General features: G+C 45.5%; 12 protein-coding genes and 1 tRNA gene. 1 reads left to right on the plus strand and 12 read right to left on the minus strand.

Annotated elements, in window-relative coordinates; all coding sequences use genetic code 11:
• Window positions 1-15: 15 nt before the first annotated feature.
• The 3 genes from FHW89_RS26760 to FHW89_RS26770 form a co-directional block, all read right to left on the minus strand.
• Window positions 16-600, minus strand: a complete 585-nt coding sequence (locus FHW89_RS26760; RefSeq protein WP_166090502.1) for a 50S ribosomal protein L25/general stress protein Ctc — start codon at window positions 598-600, stop codon at window positions 16-18.
• 136 nt (window positions 601-736) lie between these two features.
• On the minus strand, window positions 737-1,681 hold the full coding sequence (locus FHW89_RS26765; protein ID WP_172338115.1) for a ribose-phosphate pyrophosphokinase: 945 nt from the start codon (window positions 1,679-1,681) through the stop codon (window positions 737-739).
• A 153-nt stretch (window positions 1,682-1,834) separates the two neighbouring features.
• Window positions 1,835-1,905 (minus strand) — tRNA-Gln (locus tag FHW89_RS26770).
• A 214-nt stretch (window positions 1,906-2,119) separates the two neighbouring features.
• Between FHW89_RS26770 and FHW89_RS26775 the strand changes: the two genes are divergently transcribed.
• On the plus strand, window positions 2,120-5,272 hold the full coding sequence (locus tag FHW89_RS26775; protein WP_172338116.1) for a protein O-mannosyl-transferase family: 3,153 nt from the start codon (window positions 2,120-2,122) through the stop codon (window positions 5,270-5,272).
• A 564-nt stretch (window positions 5,273-5,836) separates the two neighbouring features.
• On the opposite strand, the gene FHW89_RS26780 is transcribed toward FHW89_RS26775, so the two are convergent.
• From FHW89_RS26780 to kdpF, 9 genes are all read right to left on the minus strand, one after another.
• Window positions 5,837-6,793, minus strand: coding sequence for an acetyl-CoA carboxylase carboxyltransferase subunit alpha (locus FHW89_RS26780; RefSeq protein ID WP_172338117.1), 957 nt, complete (start codon window positions 6,791-6,793; stop codon window positions 5,837-5,839).
• Between the two features lie 46 nt (window positions 6,794-6,839).
• Window positions 6,840-7,346 carry a hypothetical protein gene (locus FHW89_RS26785; protein ID WP_172338118.1) on the minus strand — a complete coding sequence of 169 codons (507 nt, stop codon included), beginning with the start codon at window positions 7,344-7,346 and terminating at the stop codon, window positions 6,840-6,842.
• A gap of 388 nt (window positions 7,347-7,734) precedes the next feature.
• Entirely contained in the window at window positions 7,735-9,492 is a 1,758-nt protein-coding gene (locus FHW89_RS26790) for a family 43 glycosylhydrolase (protein ID WP_172338119.1), read from the minus strand.
• Window positions 9,493-10,046: 554 nt separating this feature from the next.
• Entirely contained in the window at window positions 10,047-11,759 is a 1,713-nt protein-coding gene (locus FHW89_RS26795) for an ATP-binding protein (protein ID WP_172338120.1), read from the minus strand.
• 1 nt (window position 11,760) lies between these two features.
• Window positions 11,761-12,891, minus strand: a complete 1,131-nt coding sequence (locus FHW89_RS26800) for a sensor protein KdpD (RefSeq protein ID WP_172338121.1) — start codon at window positions 12,889-12,891, stop codon at window positions 11,761-11,763.
• 412 nt (window positions 12,892-13,303) lie between these two features.
• Window positions 13,304-13,870, minus strand: a complete 567-nt coding sequence (locus FHW89_RS26805) for a K(+)-transporting ATPase subunit C (RefSeq protein ID WP_172338122.1) — start codon at window positions 13,868-13,870, stop codon at window positions 13,304-13,306.
• 90 nt (window positions 13,871-13,960) lie between these two features.
• The gene (kdpB, locus tag FHW89_RS26810) at window positions 13,961-15,991 is read right to left on the minus strand and encodes a potassium-transporting ATPase subunit KdpB (protein ID WP_172338123.1); all 2,031 of its coding nucleotides are present in this window, start codon (window positions 15,989-15,991) and stop codon (window positions 13,961-13,963) included.
• A 110-nt stretch (window positions 15,992-16,101) separates the two neighbouring features.
• Window positions 16,102-17,817 (minus strand): potassium-transporting ATPase subunit KdpA, encoded by a 1,716-nt coding sequence (kdpA, locus tag FHW89_RS26815; protein ID WP_172338124.1) that lies wholly within the window; start codon window positions 17,815-17,817, stop codon window positions 16,102-16,104.
• A gap of 11 nt (window positions 17,818-17,828) precedes the next feature.
• Window positions 17,829-17,906 (minus strand): K(+)-transporting ATPase subunit F, encoded by a 78-nt coding sequence (gene kdpF, locus FHW89_RS29225; RefSeq protein ID WP_076377293.1) that lies wholly within the window; start codon window positions 17,904-17,906, stop codon window positions 17,829-17,831.
• Window positions 17,907-17,981 lie beyond the last annotated feature (75 nt).

Raw genomic sequence — 17,981 nt, forward strand, 5'->3', positions numbered from 1 at the left:
AGGGGGTTAGGGGGCTTACTTTTTACCTGAAGCAGCTTCCTGCTCTGCCTGACGTAATGCACGTGAAGTAGTTACCGATACGATAGTATCTTCCTGAGCATTAGTAATAGTAAGGTTTGGCAATTTAATTTCGCCAACTTTTACTGATTTACCAACTTCCAGAGCTTCAATGCTTACTTCGATAGCATCTAAATGATCTTTAGGCAATGCTTTGATGCGCAGTTTCCTTAGTTTCTGAACTAATTTACCACCCACTTTAACACCTGGAGAAGTACCGGTTAATTTAACAGGGATCTCGATAGTGATTGGCTTTTTCTCGTCAAGCAACAAAAAGTCAACGTGGATAATTTGTTCAGTTAAAGGGTGAAACTGAATATCTTTAATAATAGCTTGTGATTTAACACCAGCAATTTCAAGATCGATGAAATGAACAACCGGAGTATAAACAACGGCTCTCAAATCAGCTGCGGACACTGCAAAGTGGGATTGTGTTGGCCCACCGTAAAGTACTGCAGGCACTAAGCCTTGATAACGCAGTTCTTTAGCGTCTCTTTTCCCTACGTTCTCTCTTGGAGAACCGCTAATAGCAATTGATTTCATTATTTGTATTTATTTATTTGTTAATTTCATGGTTCATAGATCATTGTTCATGTGTCTAATCCGCACAAATATTTTTATTCTATTCAAATCCACGTTTCCGGCTATGAACCATCGACCATGAACTATAAGCTTCCTATCAATCTACCCTAAACAACTGGCTGATAGAACCGTGTTCATTCACATTGCTAATGGCTTTTGCAAACAATTCGGCAGTTGACAGCACCTTAATCTTAGGGCTCGTTTGTTTTAACGGTATAGTATCGGTAACTATTAACTCTGCCAAAGCCGAGTTTTCAATAGTTTCATAAGCCTTACCTGACAATACCGGGTGTGTACAAACCGCGCGTACGCTGCGTGCACCACGCTCCATAATCAGTCCGGCAGCTTTTGCCAGTGTACCAGCCGTATCGCAGATATCATCAATCAGCACAATATCCTGATCGGTTACATCACCAATCAGCGTCATCGCCTCAATTTCATTGGCACGCTTACGACGTTTATCGCAAATAACCACCTCGGCATTAAAGAATTTCGCAAAACTGCGGGCCCTGTATGAGCCACCCATATCCGGCGATGCGATAGTTAAATTCTGCAAGCCGAGGCTTTTGATATAAGGCACAAAAATGATAGAAGCATCCAGGTGATCAACCGGTATATCAAAAAAGCCCTGAATCTGCGCAGCGTGCAAATCCATGGTCATGATACGGTTAATGCCTGCTGCAACCAGCAAATTAGCTACCAGTTTAGCACTGATGGCCACACGTGGCTTATCTTTCCTGTCCTGACGGGCCAATCCAAAATACGGAATAACAGCACTTACATAATGTGATGAAGCACGACGAGCGGCATCAATCATCATCAGTAATTCCATTAGATTGTCGGTAGGCTGGTGAGTACTCTGTATCAGAAATACGTCGCATCCCCTTACAGATTCATTAAAATGCGGCTGAAATTCACCATCACTAAAGCGTGACAGTACCACGTCACCTAATTCCCGTCCATAAGCATCAGCAATCTTTTGCGCCAGTTCCTTAGAACCTGATCCTGCAAATAACTTAACCGGATTAAATTGTAATGGCATTTTCTTATGTTGGATTTAGGATGTTCAGTTCCGGATGTTTCAATCCGATAGCTTAATCTTTATGTTGTAAACCCTTATAAAAACAATTCGGATTTCAATTTTCTATCAGACCTAAATCCGAAATTGAAAATCAGAAATCCGAAATTTTCTATGTTGCCCGACCAGGATTCGAACCTAGACAAACGGTACCAAAAACCGTCGTACTACCATTATACTATCAGGCAATCTCCTTTGGTTTGTTTTACTCCCCGAAAAGGAATGCAAATATAAGACGATTTTTTAACTCTCAAAAAGAATTTTAAAAAAGTATTTTTCATTGCCTCTTAATGCCCAAAACAGGCCAAAAAAGTGTTAATCCCATGCTTTTGGTTTTAACATCATAATACTTTTACTAATTTCGGGCTGCATTCAACCTTTTTTCTATCGTAAAATTCAGACATGGACTACAAAAAAATCAATAATATATTTGGCTGGGTAGCCTTTATCATTGCTTCGCTAACTTATATTTTAACTTTAGAGCCCTCCTCCAGTTTTTGGGATTGCGGCGAGTTTGTTGCCTGTATTTACCGTTTACAAGTGGCCCACCAACCCGGTGCGCCCCTGTTTACGATGATAGGAAAGGTTTTCACCTTACTTTCTATGGGTGATAGCACCAAAGTGGCTTACTGGGCCAATATGGCTTCGGCGCTGGCCAGTGGGGCAACTATCATGTTCCTGTTTTGGACGGTTACCGCCCTGGCCAAAAAGCTATTGGTTAAAAAGACCGAAGACATCACTATTGCAAACCTGATACTGATCATAGGAGCCGGCTTAGTTGGCGCCCTGGCATATGCCTGGTCTGATACTTTCTGGTTCTCGGCTGTGGAGTCCGAGGTTTACGCGCAATCATCTTTATGTACAGCCATTGTATTCTGGGCCATATTAAAATGGGATGCCCATGCCGATGAGCAGCATGCCGATAAATGGATCGTATTTATTGCCTATGTCATGGGCTTATCTATAGGTATTCACCTATTAAACCTGCTGGTAATACCAGCTATAGCATTGGTTATCTACTTCCGCAGAGCAAAAAATATCACTTCCAAAGGTACTTTCTGGGCATTTTTTGCCGGTATAGTGGCTGTGGCCTTTGTACTTTGGGGGGTTATTCAATATACCGTAAAGGGCGCGGCTTTTTCCGACCTGCTTTTTGTGAATACTTTGGGTATGGGCTTTGGCAGCGGCGCTGTAGTGTTCTTTCTTTTGCTGATAGCCACTATTGTTGCTGGGATCTATTATACCATTAAACCACAAAAACCGGCTATCATTATGGCTGCGGTATGCTTTATATTGGTACTGGGCATCAGCGCCGGGATTGTAGGCATCATAGTTGGCGCGGTAGTACTTGCCCTGTTGGAGTACGTAGTGAAGATCCGCGAAAAACGCTTTGCTCTGAATACTTTTTTAATTTGCCTCCTGTTTATCCTGTTTGGATACAGCTCATTTGTGATGATTGTAGTAAGGGCCAAGGCAAACCCTAACCTAAACAACAGCGACCCTGAAAACGCTTTCGCGCTTAACGGCTATCTGAACCGCGACCAATACGGCGATACGCCACTACTTTATGGCCAGTTTTTTGATTCAACCCCAACCGAGCAAACCGAAGGTGCTACTATTTACCGTCGCGGCGAAACCAAATATGAGGTAGCCGGTAAAAAACTGACCACTGTGTATGACCGCAATACGCCCTTCCCCCGTATGTTCAGCGATAAGGCCGGTCATCCGGATTTTTACCGGGCATGGAGTAAACTGGGTCAAAGCGAACATCCAACCTTTGCCACCAACCTGGGCTTTTTTGGCACCTGGCAGGTGAACCAGATGTACACCCGCTATTTTCTGTGGAATTTTGTTGGTCGTGCCAATGATCTTGACGGCCAAACCGGCGCCATTGATGGCAAGGGCGGTGTAGACGGTTCCTGGTTAAGCGGCTGGGATTTCAGCAAACCCCTGCCCTACGCTGTTACCGAAAGCAAAAGCTACAACCGCCTGTTCTTTTTACCGCTGATCATCGGTCTGATAGGCCTGTTCTTCCATTTTTGGCGCGATCAGCGAAATGCGGGCGTTGTGTTGGTGCTGTTCTTTTTTACAGGTTTGGCTATTGTATTATACTTAAATCAGGACCCTTTACAGCCACGTGAGCGTGATTATGCTTATGCAGGTTCATTTTATGCCTTTGCCATTTGGATTGGCTTAGGTGTGCTGGCTATTGCCGATTTTCTGTCGAAAAAGATCAATGCCAAAACAAGCGCTATCATAGCAACACTAATTTGCCTATTGGCTGCACCGGTATTAATGGCCAACCAGGAATGGGACGATCATGACCGTTCCACCAAGCTTACGCCGCATGATATGGCGTACAATTACCTGAATTCCTGCGCGCCTAACGCTATTTTATTTACCTATGGCGATAATGATACTTACCCGCTTTGGTATATACAGGAGGTGGAAAATGTGCGCCCGGATGTACGCATCGTGAACCTGAGCTTGCTGGGTACCGACTGGTACATCCGCGGTATGAAAAATAAGATGAATGAGTCGGAACCGCTGCCTATCACTATGCCGAACGACAAGTTTAAACCAGGTGTACGTGATGTTATTTATTTTAACGATCAAAAACTAACCGGCGCTACTGAGCTCAAAGAGGTTTTTGATTTTATGACCTCTGATGATAAATCAACCATGGTAGAGTACAATAATGGCGATGTATCCAATTATCTCCCTACTAAAAACTTTAAGCTGACTATCGACCCTAACCAGGTAGTGCAAACCGGTACTGTTCCGGCTGCAGAAAAAGATAAGATAGTACCCGAAATGGACTGGACCTTTAGTGGCCGCTATGTAACCAAAGATGTTTTGGCAATGATGGACATTCTATCGCATAATAACTGGAAACGGCCCATCTATTTCTCGGTAACCGTGCCTAATGATAACATGATAGGCCTGGACAAGTACCTGTACAACGAGGGCTTCGCTTATCGCCTGATGCCTTTGAAACCTGATACAGCATCATCAAACTCGCTCGAAAATAGCAATACCCCGGTGATGTATCATAACATGATGACCAAGTTTAAATGGGGCAATATGAAAAACGCCCGTTACCTTGATCATGAGTCCATGACCATGTTTTATCCGTTGATCACCAGGCTTTATTCCAATTTAGCAGACAACCTGATGAAAGAAGGCTATAACGACCTTGCCAAAAACGCGCTGAAAAAATACGACGAAGTAATGCCGGGCATCATCAACTCCACCGAGGTTGCCGTACGTAAATTTTATATGATCGAAAGCTCCTACCGTATGGGTGATATTGCGCTGGCTAACAAACTGGCTAACCAGGTTGATGATTATGTAAACAACTCGCTTACCTATAATTACGCCTTGCTGCAACGTAATGAAACCAGCCTGGACAACCGCGACATACAATACTCCATACAGATTTTAAGCGGACTGGTAGGTTTCACCAAAGATTTTAAACAAACCGAACTAAACACCAAATTCAGCGCGCAGCTCAAAGGCTTTGAAGCCAAATTTGGCGTTACTCCTAAACAGTAAAAGTGGGTTTACATGGGTTTACACTTTTTATGGTTAAAATCGAATTATATAGTTGAAAATCAATTTATTACATGTTTTTAATTGGCAAAAAGTGTAAACCCATGTAAACCCACTTTTTGTCCTTACGCTGCCGCGGGCTTCCAGCCCGTGGTACGCATGACTCAGCTTTCAGCTGGCGTATTACCGCATGCCACCCACGAGATACGCTACGCTAATCTCGCGGGAGCGAAGGCCTGTCACCCTGAGCTTGTCGAAGCGCGCGCGCAGAGGCCTGCCCACCATACTTCAACAGGCTCAGTATGACAGCCATCAAAAGAGCGAAGGCTTTGTGCGATTCCTTCCCTCGGGAAGGGGAGGAAGGGGTTTGTAGAACAAGATAATCATCGCGCGTAGAAACCCCTCCCTGTCATTACACCTGCCCAACGCGCCCCTCCCGAGGGAGGGAATTAAAAATAGATACTTAATTCAAAATCTTTTGCTTCTATCATAGAAATCAATGAGCCGGCCTTTATCGTTAAACAAAAAAAGCGGCATAAGCCGCTTTTTAATATAGATCAGAATTTTTTATCCTTCGTTTACAACGCCCATGTTGCAGAACTTGTCGATACGTTCGGTAACCAGCTCATCGATATTACGTTCGCCCAGTGTTTTCAGATCTTTTAGCAATTGCTTTTTCAGGATGGTGGCCATAGCCACGGGATCCTGATGCGCACCGCCAAGGGGTTCTTTGATCACACCGTCGATCAGTTTGTTCTTATACATTTCTGTCGAAGTCAATTTCAGTACTTCAGCAGCACGTTCTTTGTTTTCCCAGGTTTTCCAAAGGATGGTTGAGCAGTTTTCGGGAGATATCACCGAGTACCAGGAATTATCCAGCATCAGTACCTTATCGCCAATACCTATGCCCAGGGCCCCGCCAGATGCTCCTTCGCCTATGATCACGCAGATCACCGGCACTTTCAGCACGGCCATTTCCAGCAGGTTGCGGGCAATGGCTTCGCCTTGTCCGCGCTCTTCGGCTTCCAGACCAGGGAATGCGCCCGGTGTGTCAATCAGGGTAACCACAGGTTTATTGAATTTTTCGGCCATTTTCATGAGCCTTAAAGCCTTACGATAACCTTCGGGATTAGCCATACCAAAGTTGCGGTATTGGCGCTCCTTGGTGTTACGACCTTTCTGGTGCCCAATGAACATCACGGTTTGACCGTTCAACGTTCCAAAACCACCAATGATGGCTTTATCATCGCCTACCGTCCTGTCGCCGTGCAACTCAATAAAATCATCGCACATTAACTCAATATATTGAAGGGTATATGGTCTTTCGGGGTGACGTGATATCTGAACCTTTTGCCAGCCGGTCAAATTGCCGTAGATCTCTTTTTTGGCAGCCTCCAGCTTTGCGTCCAGTTCTGCAATGGTTGCCGACATGTCCAGTTTGTTCTTGTCCTCAACCTGCTTTACCTTTTCAATCTGCTGTATCAGTTCAGCCAGTGGTTTTTCAAAATCAAAAGTAATCTTCATACTATTTATTTGGGCCGCTAAATTAAGTAAATCCTACGGTATATTATCAATTAGGGTTTTGTAAAGTTTCCAGCTTCTTGATTTGCTGGGGAGCCATCAGGTCGCCGGTGCTTAAACAAGCCTGCAAAATGGCGTTTCTGAGCTCTCCGTAATACAATCCGGAGCGCGTTGCATAAAATATCACATCGCCATTATTTAACCGCTGTTTACGAAAAAGCTCATCCAGGGTTTGTTCATTTTTAATAATGAATGCCCCCATTTCCAATCTTTTGCGGTGCAGCTCAGTAGCAATAGCCGTAATTTTGGTTACCTGCGCAGGACTCAGTCCCAATTCTTTTTTAAACCTGATGGCCTGATCGGGCATGGGGAAATGATTGATCTGGGCGGGTAAGGCCATATTACCGTACGCATCATCACCGTTGAGCAATGCGGTATATTGTTTATCGGTAAGCGTTTTTACCGGCGATTTTTTCAGCGTACTATCCGCCTGCTGCGCCCGAATAGTGCCACAAAAGAACAAAATAGCAATAAAGGAAAATATTGATCTTAGCATGGGGCATTTTACGAAAAAACGGCAATTATTGGGCCATCCAACAAAAAAAATAACTAAAAGTTAATGTATCGCTCTAAATACTTGCGCTCGTTTGCAACGAGTGCAAGGAGCAGTGCCATTTTCAATTCCCTCCCCACGGGAGGGGTGCGGCTGGATGGTGTTGTGGCAGGGAGGAGTTTATGCATGATGCAAGTTTACAAGGCACAGAAACTCCTTCCTCCTCTTCCCGAGGGAAGGAATCGCACAAAGCTTTGGCTTTTCGATCGGCTGTCATGCTGAGCCCCGTCGAAGCATGGTGGGCAGGCCTCTGCGCGCGCCCTTCGACGGGCTCAGGGTGACAGCCCAACTTTTTGTTTCTCTCTTCGTTCGAAATGACATACGGTTAATCTCACTCCACTTTCACCACTTTAGATCGCTTTGAAATACCATCTTCATTAAATGATTCGATCTGGAAATAATACGGCAGGTTTTTATCCATCCCATTAAAGTAATACTCGTTTTTGCCGTATACCAGCATATTGTTGTACAGTTTATCGGGCGCTATGCCCATATAAATAGTATAGCCTGTGGCATTATCTACCGGTTTCCATTTTAGCCAGGCATTGCGGCGTTCGCTATCGCCACGCAATACAATGAAGTTTTGTACCGTATCTGCTTTTGCACCAGCACCTTTACCAAATACCCGGAAGCCGGATAGCGCGAATTTACCGGTTGGCATGTGCAGGTTCACCATTTTAAGGTAACGGGTTCTGGTTGGATTTTTTAGTTCGATATAATCGTGCGGTACGTCGGTTTTATTTTTGCTTTTGTCGATCAGCGGTTTCCATGTTTTTCCGTCCAACGACGAATAAACGATGTACTGATGAAAAACACCCTGTGATTTACCCAGGAAAGTGGCATCCTGATCGGCGTAGTTGATCTGTACGGCATTTACCGTGCTTACTTCTCCCAGGTCGGTTTTAAACCATTCGCCTTTGTTGGCCGTTTTGGCGCTCCAATAGGTTCTGATATCCTCGTCGACAGCATTGTTGGATGCATAACCGCCCAGTGTTGAGGAAACTTCTACCGGTTTATTATAGTTGAGGATCATCCAGCCGGTAAAATTGCTTTTGAGGTGATCTTCGGGACCTGCTGCTAAATAATGCGGGTAATCGCCATAGGCAGTATTGGTATACAGCACGCCATCGCTGTCAAAACCGGCAGGCCAGAAACCGATGCGGCGCTCAAAGTTGTTTTTTACCGAGATACCCATGGTGGAGATATGCCAGTAGTTGCCAAACTTATCCTGCCAGGTAGCACCATGCCCGGCACCTTTGGCAAAACCGCCCGGTTTGTACGAGAATGGGTTATGCTTTTGATAAGTAAACGGCCCCAGCGGCTTATCGCTGGTAAAAACACCGTCGGCATAGCCGCTTTGCTCGGTGCCGGGTGCTCCGAATTGCAGATAGTATTTGCCGTTATGCTTGTTCATCCAGGAGCCTTCGATAAAGGGCAGCAGGAAAACATTGTCGTTATGCTCGCCAAAGCGCTCCCAGCCATGTATTTCGGGGTTTAGCTTCACCAGTTCCTTTTTGGGACCGATGGGCTCGAATGTTCTGCGGTCGATTTCCTGGCCATAAAGCGGCAGGGTATTACTGGAGCCATGGTAGATATAAACCCGGCCATCATCATCTGTAAACATACCCGGATCCCAGGCGCCTACTTTAAAATAGTCTTTGGCGGCTTTCCAGGCATCATGGGTAGGGTCGGTGCTCATCCAAAGGGTAAAATCCTTATTATAGGTAGAGCCGATCACCAGCAGGGTATCGCCCAACACCAGGGTTGCCGGCGCGCAAAGCTCGTCGCCCTGGTTCTCATTATAGGGCCTCAGGAACCTGCGCGACACAAATTTCCAGTTCAGCATGTTATCGCTCCACCAGTAGCCAAACTGATTGGTACTGAACAGGTAGTATTTCCCTTTGAACAGGGTAACGGTTGGATCGGCGGTGGCGCGGTGCTTACCCCAGGCGGCAAAATCGGCAAAGGGGGTATACCCATAATCGAGGTTGAGGGGGTTGCAGTAGGTGAGCCTTTTGTTTTGGGCATGCGCCGTTGATAAGGCAAAGCAGCACAGCAGCATCAGCAAAAAACGGAGAGATGTTTTCATTTAGGCAAACTTATAAAATTCAGATAGCCTAAAACTTTTTAAACCTCAAATTTTAACACTTTTATGTTCAAAAACGGGCTAAAAACATTCAGAAATTCATCAAAAAACATCGGTTTTAACGATTTTAACAAATTGCAACACCGTTTTGAGCAGTTTTGAAAATTTTAAAAAGTATTGATTTATTGATAGGTAAATAGCGACATACCAAACGCTCGGTTTTTTTCAGACTGTTTTATTTCTGTGTGGATGCCTTAGAAAGGAGGATATAACGCGCTCTTCCCCTGCACGTCATTGCGAGGAGGAACGACGTGGACAACCGACTGAAAGGAGCTCATTAATCCCGATAAAAACAATAACACATTAATAATCCCCGATATGTGGAGCGTCTTTGTAAGTCGGGGATTGCCACGCTACGCTCGCAATGACGTTATTTTTTATTTCCCCCGTTGCCTGAAGTCTCTGACTTCGGACAGCGGGGCTCTATTTCACAATCGCAAAGTTTAATAATAGATGCTTCGTTCCTCAGCATGACAAAATTGAAGAAAAGTAGCTCATCACGCTACTCTCTTCAAGGTAAAGGCAAACCGGCTACCGGCGCCCAGTTCGCTGTCTACCGCTATCTTGCCCGATTGCGCTTCGATAAAATCTTTGGCTATGGCCAAGCCCAGGCCGGTACCGGTTTGATCGGCGGTGGCATTGGGAACTTTAAAATAGCGCTCAAACAGGCGCGACAGGTACTGCTCTTCGATACCCTTGCCATGATCCTGTACCGAAAATTCGATCTCGTCGGTATGGCGTTTTTTTACCACCAGTTCCACCGTCGATTTTTCGTGGCTGTATTTGATAGCGTTTGATAATAAATTAATGAGCACCCAGGTGGTTTTGTCCAGATCGGCGTGTACATCGGGCAGGTTCTCATCACAATCCACTTTGATATTTACCTGCTTCTGATCGGCTATAAATTTGATGGCTTTTACGGCGTAATCTACAATGTTTCTGGGGTGGGTTTTGCCAAAGTTGAGCTGCAGCTTACCGGTTTCTACCTGGGCCATATCCAGTAGTTCGCCGGTTATTTGCAGCAGGCGGCGGGCGTCTTCTTCAATATTTTCCAGCAGTTGCTTTTGCTCGGTATTTACATCGCCAATGCGCACATCCTCCAGCAATTTAAGACTCATTTTGATGGACGAGATCGGCGTTTTGAGCTCATGTGATATGGTGGCGATGAAGTTGGTTTTAGCCTCATCCAGCTGCTGGTATTCGGTAATATTTTTCAGGATGATCACCTTGCCTATCACCTTACCCTTGCTGGTAACGGATAGCGACTCGCGTGAATAAAAGCTCTCGCGGTTATCGGCAAATATTTTCAGTTTGGTTTGGTCATTCACCAACAGGTTGCGCAGCAGGTCGTTTTCCAAAGCCACATCGGGCGCGTAACGGCCATTGAGCTGATCGGCAGTCATACCGATTAATGAACAAGCCACCTCATTGGCAAATATGATGATCATTTTTTCGTCGAGCCCCAAAATGGCATCGTGCATGGAATTGATGATGGTTTCGATCCGTCTTTTTTCAAAAAGGATACTGGCCAGGTTACTGTTCTCAAATTCATCCAGCTTGCGGGTCATGGTATTAAAAGCCTGGCCCAGTTCGCCAAATTCATCGTTAGAGTGAAAATCGATCTGTTGATGATAGTTACGGTTGGATACTTCCTTGATACGGGCGGTAAGCTCCTTGAGCGGGTTGGCAATATATCCCGGGAAATTAACCACGAAACTAAACGCCACCAGGAACAAAAACGCACCGCAAAAAGCCACCAGTATGGTAGCACGGCTGGCTGTACCTTTGGCGATATCATTTTTATGTGCAATGGCCGTCATGTTAAGCTGCATAAACCCATAAACCAGTTGCCTTGCCTGTACACGTAGGGTAGATAGCTGGCCGGCATCATTATTTGCCAGTTTAATTTTTTCAAAAACAGCACGCAATGAAGCCGCCTTCTGCCCCTCGCCCGGTTCGGTGATGTTATGCTCTTCCAGCACCAGGTTGGTTTCAATTGTTTTTAATTGCGCCGGACTAAGCGGGCCACCATTGGCATCCACTGCCGACAGGATCTGCTGGCCGTACTGCAATGATTTATAGTTATCCTTGAGAATAGCCCCCGCATCGGCCGACAAACGGTTGAGGAAATACACCGACAACCCGCAGCAGATGAATGACAGTACAAACAAAAACCCGATGCCTGTACGTAGTTTATTTTTAATGGTCATGTTATGATAGAATTACAAGGTCAATATCAGTTTTTGACATCTTATTTAACAATTGGGTAAATACCGCCGTTTTCATGATCACCTGGTAAAATTTAAACCGGGGTTTGCCAATGCAAATGGTGGTAATATCATATTTTTCGGCCGTTTCCCAAATGGCCTTGGCTATATGGTCGTTTTTTACTTTGAGCACCTCGCCCCCCAGCTGCGTAGCCAGTTTCATGTTGTTGATGAGATGCCGTTGTGATGCCAGGTTTATTTTATCGCTGCTTTCGCGCGAGGTTTGTACATAAAGCACGTACCATTTAGAACGATAGTATGATGATAACCTGGCCGTTTTACGTATAATGATCTTGGCCGAGGCATCATTGGTACTGATGCAGGCCAAAAAAAGCTCGGGCCGCAGCTTGATATTTTTGGGAATCTCGATGTCGATTTTCCGTTCTACCTGGTGGGCCACCTCGCGCAGGGCCAGTTCCCGCAGCTGCAGTATGCGCTCGGACTGAAAAAAATTATTGAGCGCCAGCGGTACTTTCTTTTCATCATATATCTTGCCCTCCTTTAAACGGTCTATCAGTTCATCGGCAGTAAGGTCGATATTCACTACTTCATCGGCCATTTGCAAAACCTTATCGGGGATGCGCTCGTTGATGGTTGCGCCGGTAATGCGCTGCACCTCTTCGTTCAGGCTTTCCATATGCTGGATGTTCACCGCGCTGATCACGTTGATGCCCGCGTTCAGGATCTGCATTACATCCTGCCAGCGTTTTTCGTTACTGCTACCCTCAATATTGGTATGGGCCAGCTCATCCACTATCACTACCTCGGGGCGCAGGCTGATGATGGCTTTCAGATCCATCTCTTCCAGCTCCTTCCCTTTGTAAAACAACTTACGGCGGGGTATTACGGGCAGGCCTTCCAGTTGTGCCACGGTTTCTTTACGGCCATGGGTTTCAATATAACCTATTTTAACATCGATGCCATTGCGCAGCAGGGCCTGGGCTTCCAGCAGCATGCGATAGGTTTTACCCACACCCGCACTCATGCCTATGTAAACCTTAAATTTACCCCGCCTGGAACGTTTAATGAGCTCCAGGAAATGCTCAACCGACTGCTCTTTATTTTCTTCGCTCATAATGTGGCTTTGGTTAGACTCCCCTCTTGAGAGGGGGAGCGTGGCTTTGTGCAATGGCAGGGGTGTGTTCACAATCGTTTAAAAAACACACCCCTCCACCCCTCTCAAGAGGGGAATCGCACGGCCCTGCCTATATCTAAACTTAACATTTTCATCACTAATATTTTTTTATAAAACTAATAAAAGGAGATTCCGAAAAATCCCCTTTTACGGTATGAATGTTCGTCAACCAAACTTATAATTAACAACCAAACATTAATTATAAAAAACAATCATACTTATCTTATCTGAATCAGAATTTACAGGATTTAAGAATTCACAAAATGACAATGCAATAAATTCTGAAAACGGCGTAGCCCTCAACGGAGTTAATCATTAAATTCTGTAAATTCTGATTCAGACCCTGTCCCGGTTATTTTTTCAGCTCTTCTAAAGCTATATTCAGTTTCAACACATTTACTTTGGATGGACCAAACAAACCCAACAGCGGTTTTTCGGTATGTTCATTAACCAGTTTGGTTAATTGATCGGCAGATAAACCACGGGCTTTGGCCACACGGGCTACCTGTACCTGCGCACCGGCTGCTGAAATATCAGGGTCCAGACCACTACCCGATGCGGTAACCAGTTCGGCAGGGATCTGCGCGCGGGTTACACCAGGGTTATGTTTAAGGAAATCCTCGATACGTTTTTCAACATCCTTCAAATAGTCCGGATTTGACGGACCTTTGTTTGAACCACCAGATCCGGCAGCATTGTAATCAACCGCAGATGGACGGCCCCAGAAGTATTCGTCCTTTGTAAATTTCTGGCCTTCTAAAGCGTAGCCTACCACGCGACCTTTATAGCTTAATGTTTCGCCATCACCATGGCCTGGGGTTAATTTACCTACACCGGCAATAGCCAGTGGGTATATGCCTGCAAGTATTACGATCAATATGAGCGTTAACTTTAATGAGGGCAACAAATATGTTTTCATCTTTTTAATTATTAATGTTTGAGATCGAGATTTGAGTGTGAGTGCCAGAGCGAGATGCATAAATGTCTCGCACCCACACCCGCACTCTATTTATAAGAACAAGCCTACCGCCAGGTCTATCAGTTTAATACCAATAAATGGAATGACTACACCACCCAAGCCGTATATCAACAGGTTACGGCGCAACAGCGCGCTGGCGCCTATCGGTTTATATTCCACACCTCTCAGGGCCAGTGGTATCAGCAATGGTATAATGATAGCGTTAAATATTACGGCCGATAATATGGCCGATTCCGGGCTATGCAGGTCCATGATGTTCAGCGCTTTTAATGATGGTATAGATACCATGAACAAGGCTGGTACAATAGCGAAATACTTGGCCACGTCATTGGCTATACTGAAAGTGGTTAGCGTACCACGGGTCATCAACAGCTGTTTACCTATCTCCACAATTTCAATCAGTTTGGTGGGGTCGTTATCCAGATCCACCATGTTACCGGCTTCCTTGGCGGCCTGGGTACCACTGTTCATGGCCACGCCTACGTCGGCTTGTGCCAGGGCTGGTGCATCGTTGGTACCGTCGCCCATCATGGCTACCAGTTTACCGCCTTGCTGTTCTTTTTTAATGTAGTTCATTTTATCTTCAGGCTTAGCCTCGGCAATAAAATCGTCCACACCGGCCTTTTCGGCAATAAATTTGGCGGTAAGCGGGTTGTCGCCGGTTACCATTACGGTTTTAACACCCATTTTGCGCAGACGCTCAAAACGTTCGGCAATACCGGTTTTGATGATATCCTGCAGCTCGATAACACCCATGATTTTTTCGTTTTGCGATACCACCAGTGGGGTACCACCGTTTGAGGAGATCTTTTTAACATGATCTTCCACTTCTGTTGGGAAAGGGTTACCGGCCTTCAGGGCTATGTTGCGGATAGAATCGAACGCGCCTTTACGGATGCGTAAACCATCAGGCGTATCCAAGCCGCTTGAACGGGTTTCGGCAGTAAATTTAATAAACACCGCACCGTTAGGGGCAACCACTTTGGGCATGCTTTTATCCTCATGGGCCAGTTCCACTATCGATTTACCTTCGGGAGTTTCATCGGCCAGCGAGCTCAGCACGCAGGCGGCAATAAAGTTTTCGCGGGTTACTCCGGTAGCGGGATAAAAGTTGGTGGCTTTACGGTTACCTATAGTGATGGTACCCGTTTTATCCAGCAGCAAAGTGTCCAGGTCACCGGCAGTTTCAACCGCTTTACCCGATTTGGTGATCACATTGGCGCGTAAAGCCCTGTCCATCCCTGCAATACCGATGGCTGATAACAGACCGCCGATAGTTGTAGGGATCAAACAAACGAACAGGGAGATAAAGGCAGCTATAGTTATAGGGGTATTAGCATAGTCGCCAAAGGGTTTCAGGGTAACGCATACGATCACGAAGATCAAAGTAAAACCTGACAGTAAAATAGTTAAAGCAATTTCATTAGGGGTTTTCTGGCGCGATGCACCTTCAACCAGGGCTATCATCTTATCCAGGAAGCTTTCGCCGGGCTGAGTGGTCACCATCACCTTGATCTTATCAGACAGTACTTTGGTACCACCGGTAACGGACGATTTATCACCACCTGCCTCGCGGATAACCGGGGCCGATTCGCCGGTAATAGCCGACTCATCAATGGTAGCGATACCTTCAACAATCTCGCCGTCGGTAGGGATGTTATCACCTGTTTCGCAGATAAACACATCGCCTTTTTTTAATTGGGATGACATTACCATCTGCTCCTTGCCGTTCACCAGCAAACGGGCAGGTGTTTCTTCACGGGTTTTGCGTAGACTTTCGGCTTGTGCTTTACCGCGTGCTTCGGCAATGGCTTCGGCAAAGTTGGCAAACAGTACGGTTAACAATAAAACAACAAATACGGTAAAGTTGTAGGCAAAGCTACCCTGGCCCTTATTGGCAAAAGAGTAGATGCTGACGATGAGCATCACAAACGTACCGATCTCTACAGTGAACATCACCGGGTTGCGGAACAGGATGCGTGGGTTTAGTTTGATGAATGACTGCTTAAAAGCCTCTTTCATCTGGTCGCCCTGGAATAATGTATTTTGATTTGAGTTCATGACGAATTCTATATGATTATTTCTCTTTGTTTAGCCTCACCTAAACCCTCTCCAAAGGAGAGGACTTTTAAGAACCCTCTCCTTTGGAGAGGGCAGGGTGAGGCTCGTGTTTATTTTAATGAAAAGTGTTCGGCAATTGGACCTAATGCTAATGCTGGGAAGAATGACAGGGCAGCAATGATGATGATCACCGCGAAGATCATTACCCCAAAGGTTGATGTATCACTTTTTAATGTACCGGCCGATTCTGGTATGTATTTTTTATTGGCCAGTAAACCGGCAATAGCCAGCGGACCAATAATTGGCAGGAATCTGCCCAGGATCATCACAATACCGGTAGTAACGTTCCAGAAAATGTTACCATCGCCCAAACCTTCAAAGCCCGAACCGTTGTTGGCTGCCGATGAAGTATATTCATACAGCATTTCGGAGAACCCATGATTACCAGGGTTGTTTAACCAGCTCGATGGCTTAACGGCCCAATCGGCACCAGCCATGTTTACCACTACGTATGATGAAATGGCCAAACCCACCAGGATGATAAAGGGGTGCAGCAAGGCAATCAGCGAAGCGATCTTCATTTCGCGGGCCTCTATCTTACGGCCAAAAAACTCCGGTGTTCGCCCAACCATCAGCCCCGATATAAATACCGCGATGATGATAAAGATGTAAAAGTTGAGGATACCCACGCCGCAGCCGCCGTAAAAGCAGTTTACCATCATACCCAGCAACATCATGTTACCAGACATAGGCATAGCGCTATCATGCATGGAATTTACCGAACCTGTAGATATAATAGTAGTGATCACACTCCAGTAAGCCGAGTTGGCCGGACCAAAACGTACTTCCTTACCCTCCATAGCACCGGTTGTTTGGCTTACACCCATTTTAGCGATGGCGGGGTTGCCATTCAATTCGGCGTTCATGGTGGGTATCAGGAACAGGAGCATGCCTATCGTCATCACCCCAAATATCACGTAAGCGAATTTCTTTTTATTTAAATAAAAGCCTAAGGCAAATACCAGGGCTATAGGTATCAGTGTTTGTGCTACCAGTTCGGTAGTGTTGGTTACATAGTTAGGGTTTTCGATAGGGTGGGCAGAGTTGGCACCAAACCAGCCGCCACCGTTTGTACCCAGGTGTTTTATAGCTACCAGGGCCGCAACCGGTCCGCGTGATACGTGAACGGTATCGCCCTGCATGCTGATAAAAGTATCTTTACCGGCATAGCTGGTGGTCATGCCGTTGAAGGCTAAAATAACAGCTATTACAAATGATATAGGCAGTAATACACGGGTAACGGTTTTTACAAAATAATCCCAGAAGTTACCCAGTTTATCGGTCACTTTATCTTTCATGGCCCTGAATACTACAATGAGCGCGGCAATACCAGTAGCAGCCGATACAAAGTGCAGGAACATGAATACAAAATGCTGTGTAAAATAGGTGGCGCCGCTTTCGCCCGAGTAGTGCTGTAAGTTACAATTCACCAAAAAGCTAATGGCGGTATTGAAAGCCGTATCAGCCGACTGGCCAGGGTTAGCATCCGGATTGAGCGGCAAGTGCCCTTGTGCCATTAAACAAACAAAAGCATATATGAGCCATACACTATTGATAGTAAGCAGGGCAAATAAATGCTGTTTCCAGTTCATTTCTTTTTTGGCATCGATGCCGCTGAAACGGAAAATAAAGCGTTCAAGCGGGGCCAGAAAGTCGAGCCAGGTTTTCTCGCCTTTAAAAACGCGGGCTATATATCGGCCCAAAGGTATGGCCAGCGCGAGCGTGAGCAGGTAGGTAAATACTACACCTGAAATTTCAGTGTTCATGGTTTAAATAATTAAAATTTTTCGGGTTTAAGCAGCACGTACACCATGTAAACAAACACGGCAATTGCCACAATGAATAATGCGATCATGGTGATTAGATTTTTTCGAAGTAATTAACGGATTTGAAAAAGAGCCAGAAGATGGCCGCAAAGACCACTACATAA

Source organism: Mucilaginibacter sp. SG564 (assembly GCF_013149275.1).
Lineage (GTDB): Bacteria > Bacteroidota > Bacteroidia > Sphingobacteriales > Sphingobacteriaceae > Mucilaginibacter.

Bases quoted from the DNA above. Each gene is read 5' to 3' on its own strand.
- FHW89_RS26775 (WP_172338116.1), top strand. From the start codon at position 2,120: ATGGACTACAAAAAAATCAATAATATATTTGGCTGGGTAGCCTTTATC.
- FHW89_RS26805 (WP_172338122.1), bottom strand. From the start codon at position 13,870: ATGAAAACATATTTGTTGCCCTCATTAAAGTTAACGCTCATATTGATC.
- FHW89_RS26780 (WP_172338117.1), bottom strand. From the start codon at position 6,793: ATGAAGATTACTTTTGATTTTGAAAAACCACTGGCTGAACTGATACAG.
- FHW89_RS26800 (WP_172338121.1), bottom strand. From the start codon at position 12,891: ATGAGCGAAGAAAATAAAGAGCAGTCGGTTGAGCATTTCCTGGAGCTC.
- FHW89_RS26790 (WP_172338119.1), bottom strand. From the start codon at position 9,492: ATGAAAACATCTCTCCGTTTTTTGCTGATGCTGCTGTGCTGCTTTGCC.
- kdpA (WP_172338124.1), bottom strand. From the start codon at position 17,817: ATGAACACTGAAATTTCAGGTGTAGTATTTACCTACCTGCTCACGCTC.
- kdpB (WP_172338123.1), bottom strand. From the start codon at position 15,991: ATGAACTCAAATCAAAATACATTATTCCAGGGCGACCAGATGAAAGAG.
- kdpF (WP_076377293.1), bottom strand. From the start codon at position 17,906: ATGATCGCATTATTCATTGTGGCAATTGCCGTGTTTGTTTACATGGTG.
- FHW89_RS26795 (WP_172338120.1), bottom strand. From the start codon at position 11,759: ATGACCATTAAAAATAAACTACGTACAGGCATCGGGTTTTTGTTTGTA.
- FHW89_RS26765 (WP_172338115.1), bottom strand. From the start codon at position 1,681: ATGCCATTACAATTTAATCCGGTTAAGTTATTTGCAGGATCAGGTTCT.
- FHW89_RS26785 (WP_172338118.1), bottom strand. From the start codon at position 7,346: ATGCTAAGATCAATATTTTCCTTTATTGCTATTTTGTTCTTTTGTGGC.
- FHW89_RS26760 (WP_166090502.1), bottom strand. From the start codon at position 600: ATGAAATCAATTGCTATTAGCGGTTCTCCAAGAGAGAACGTAGGGAAA.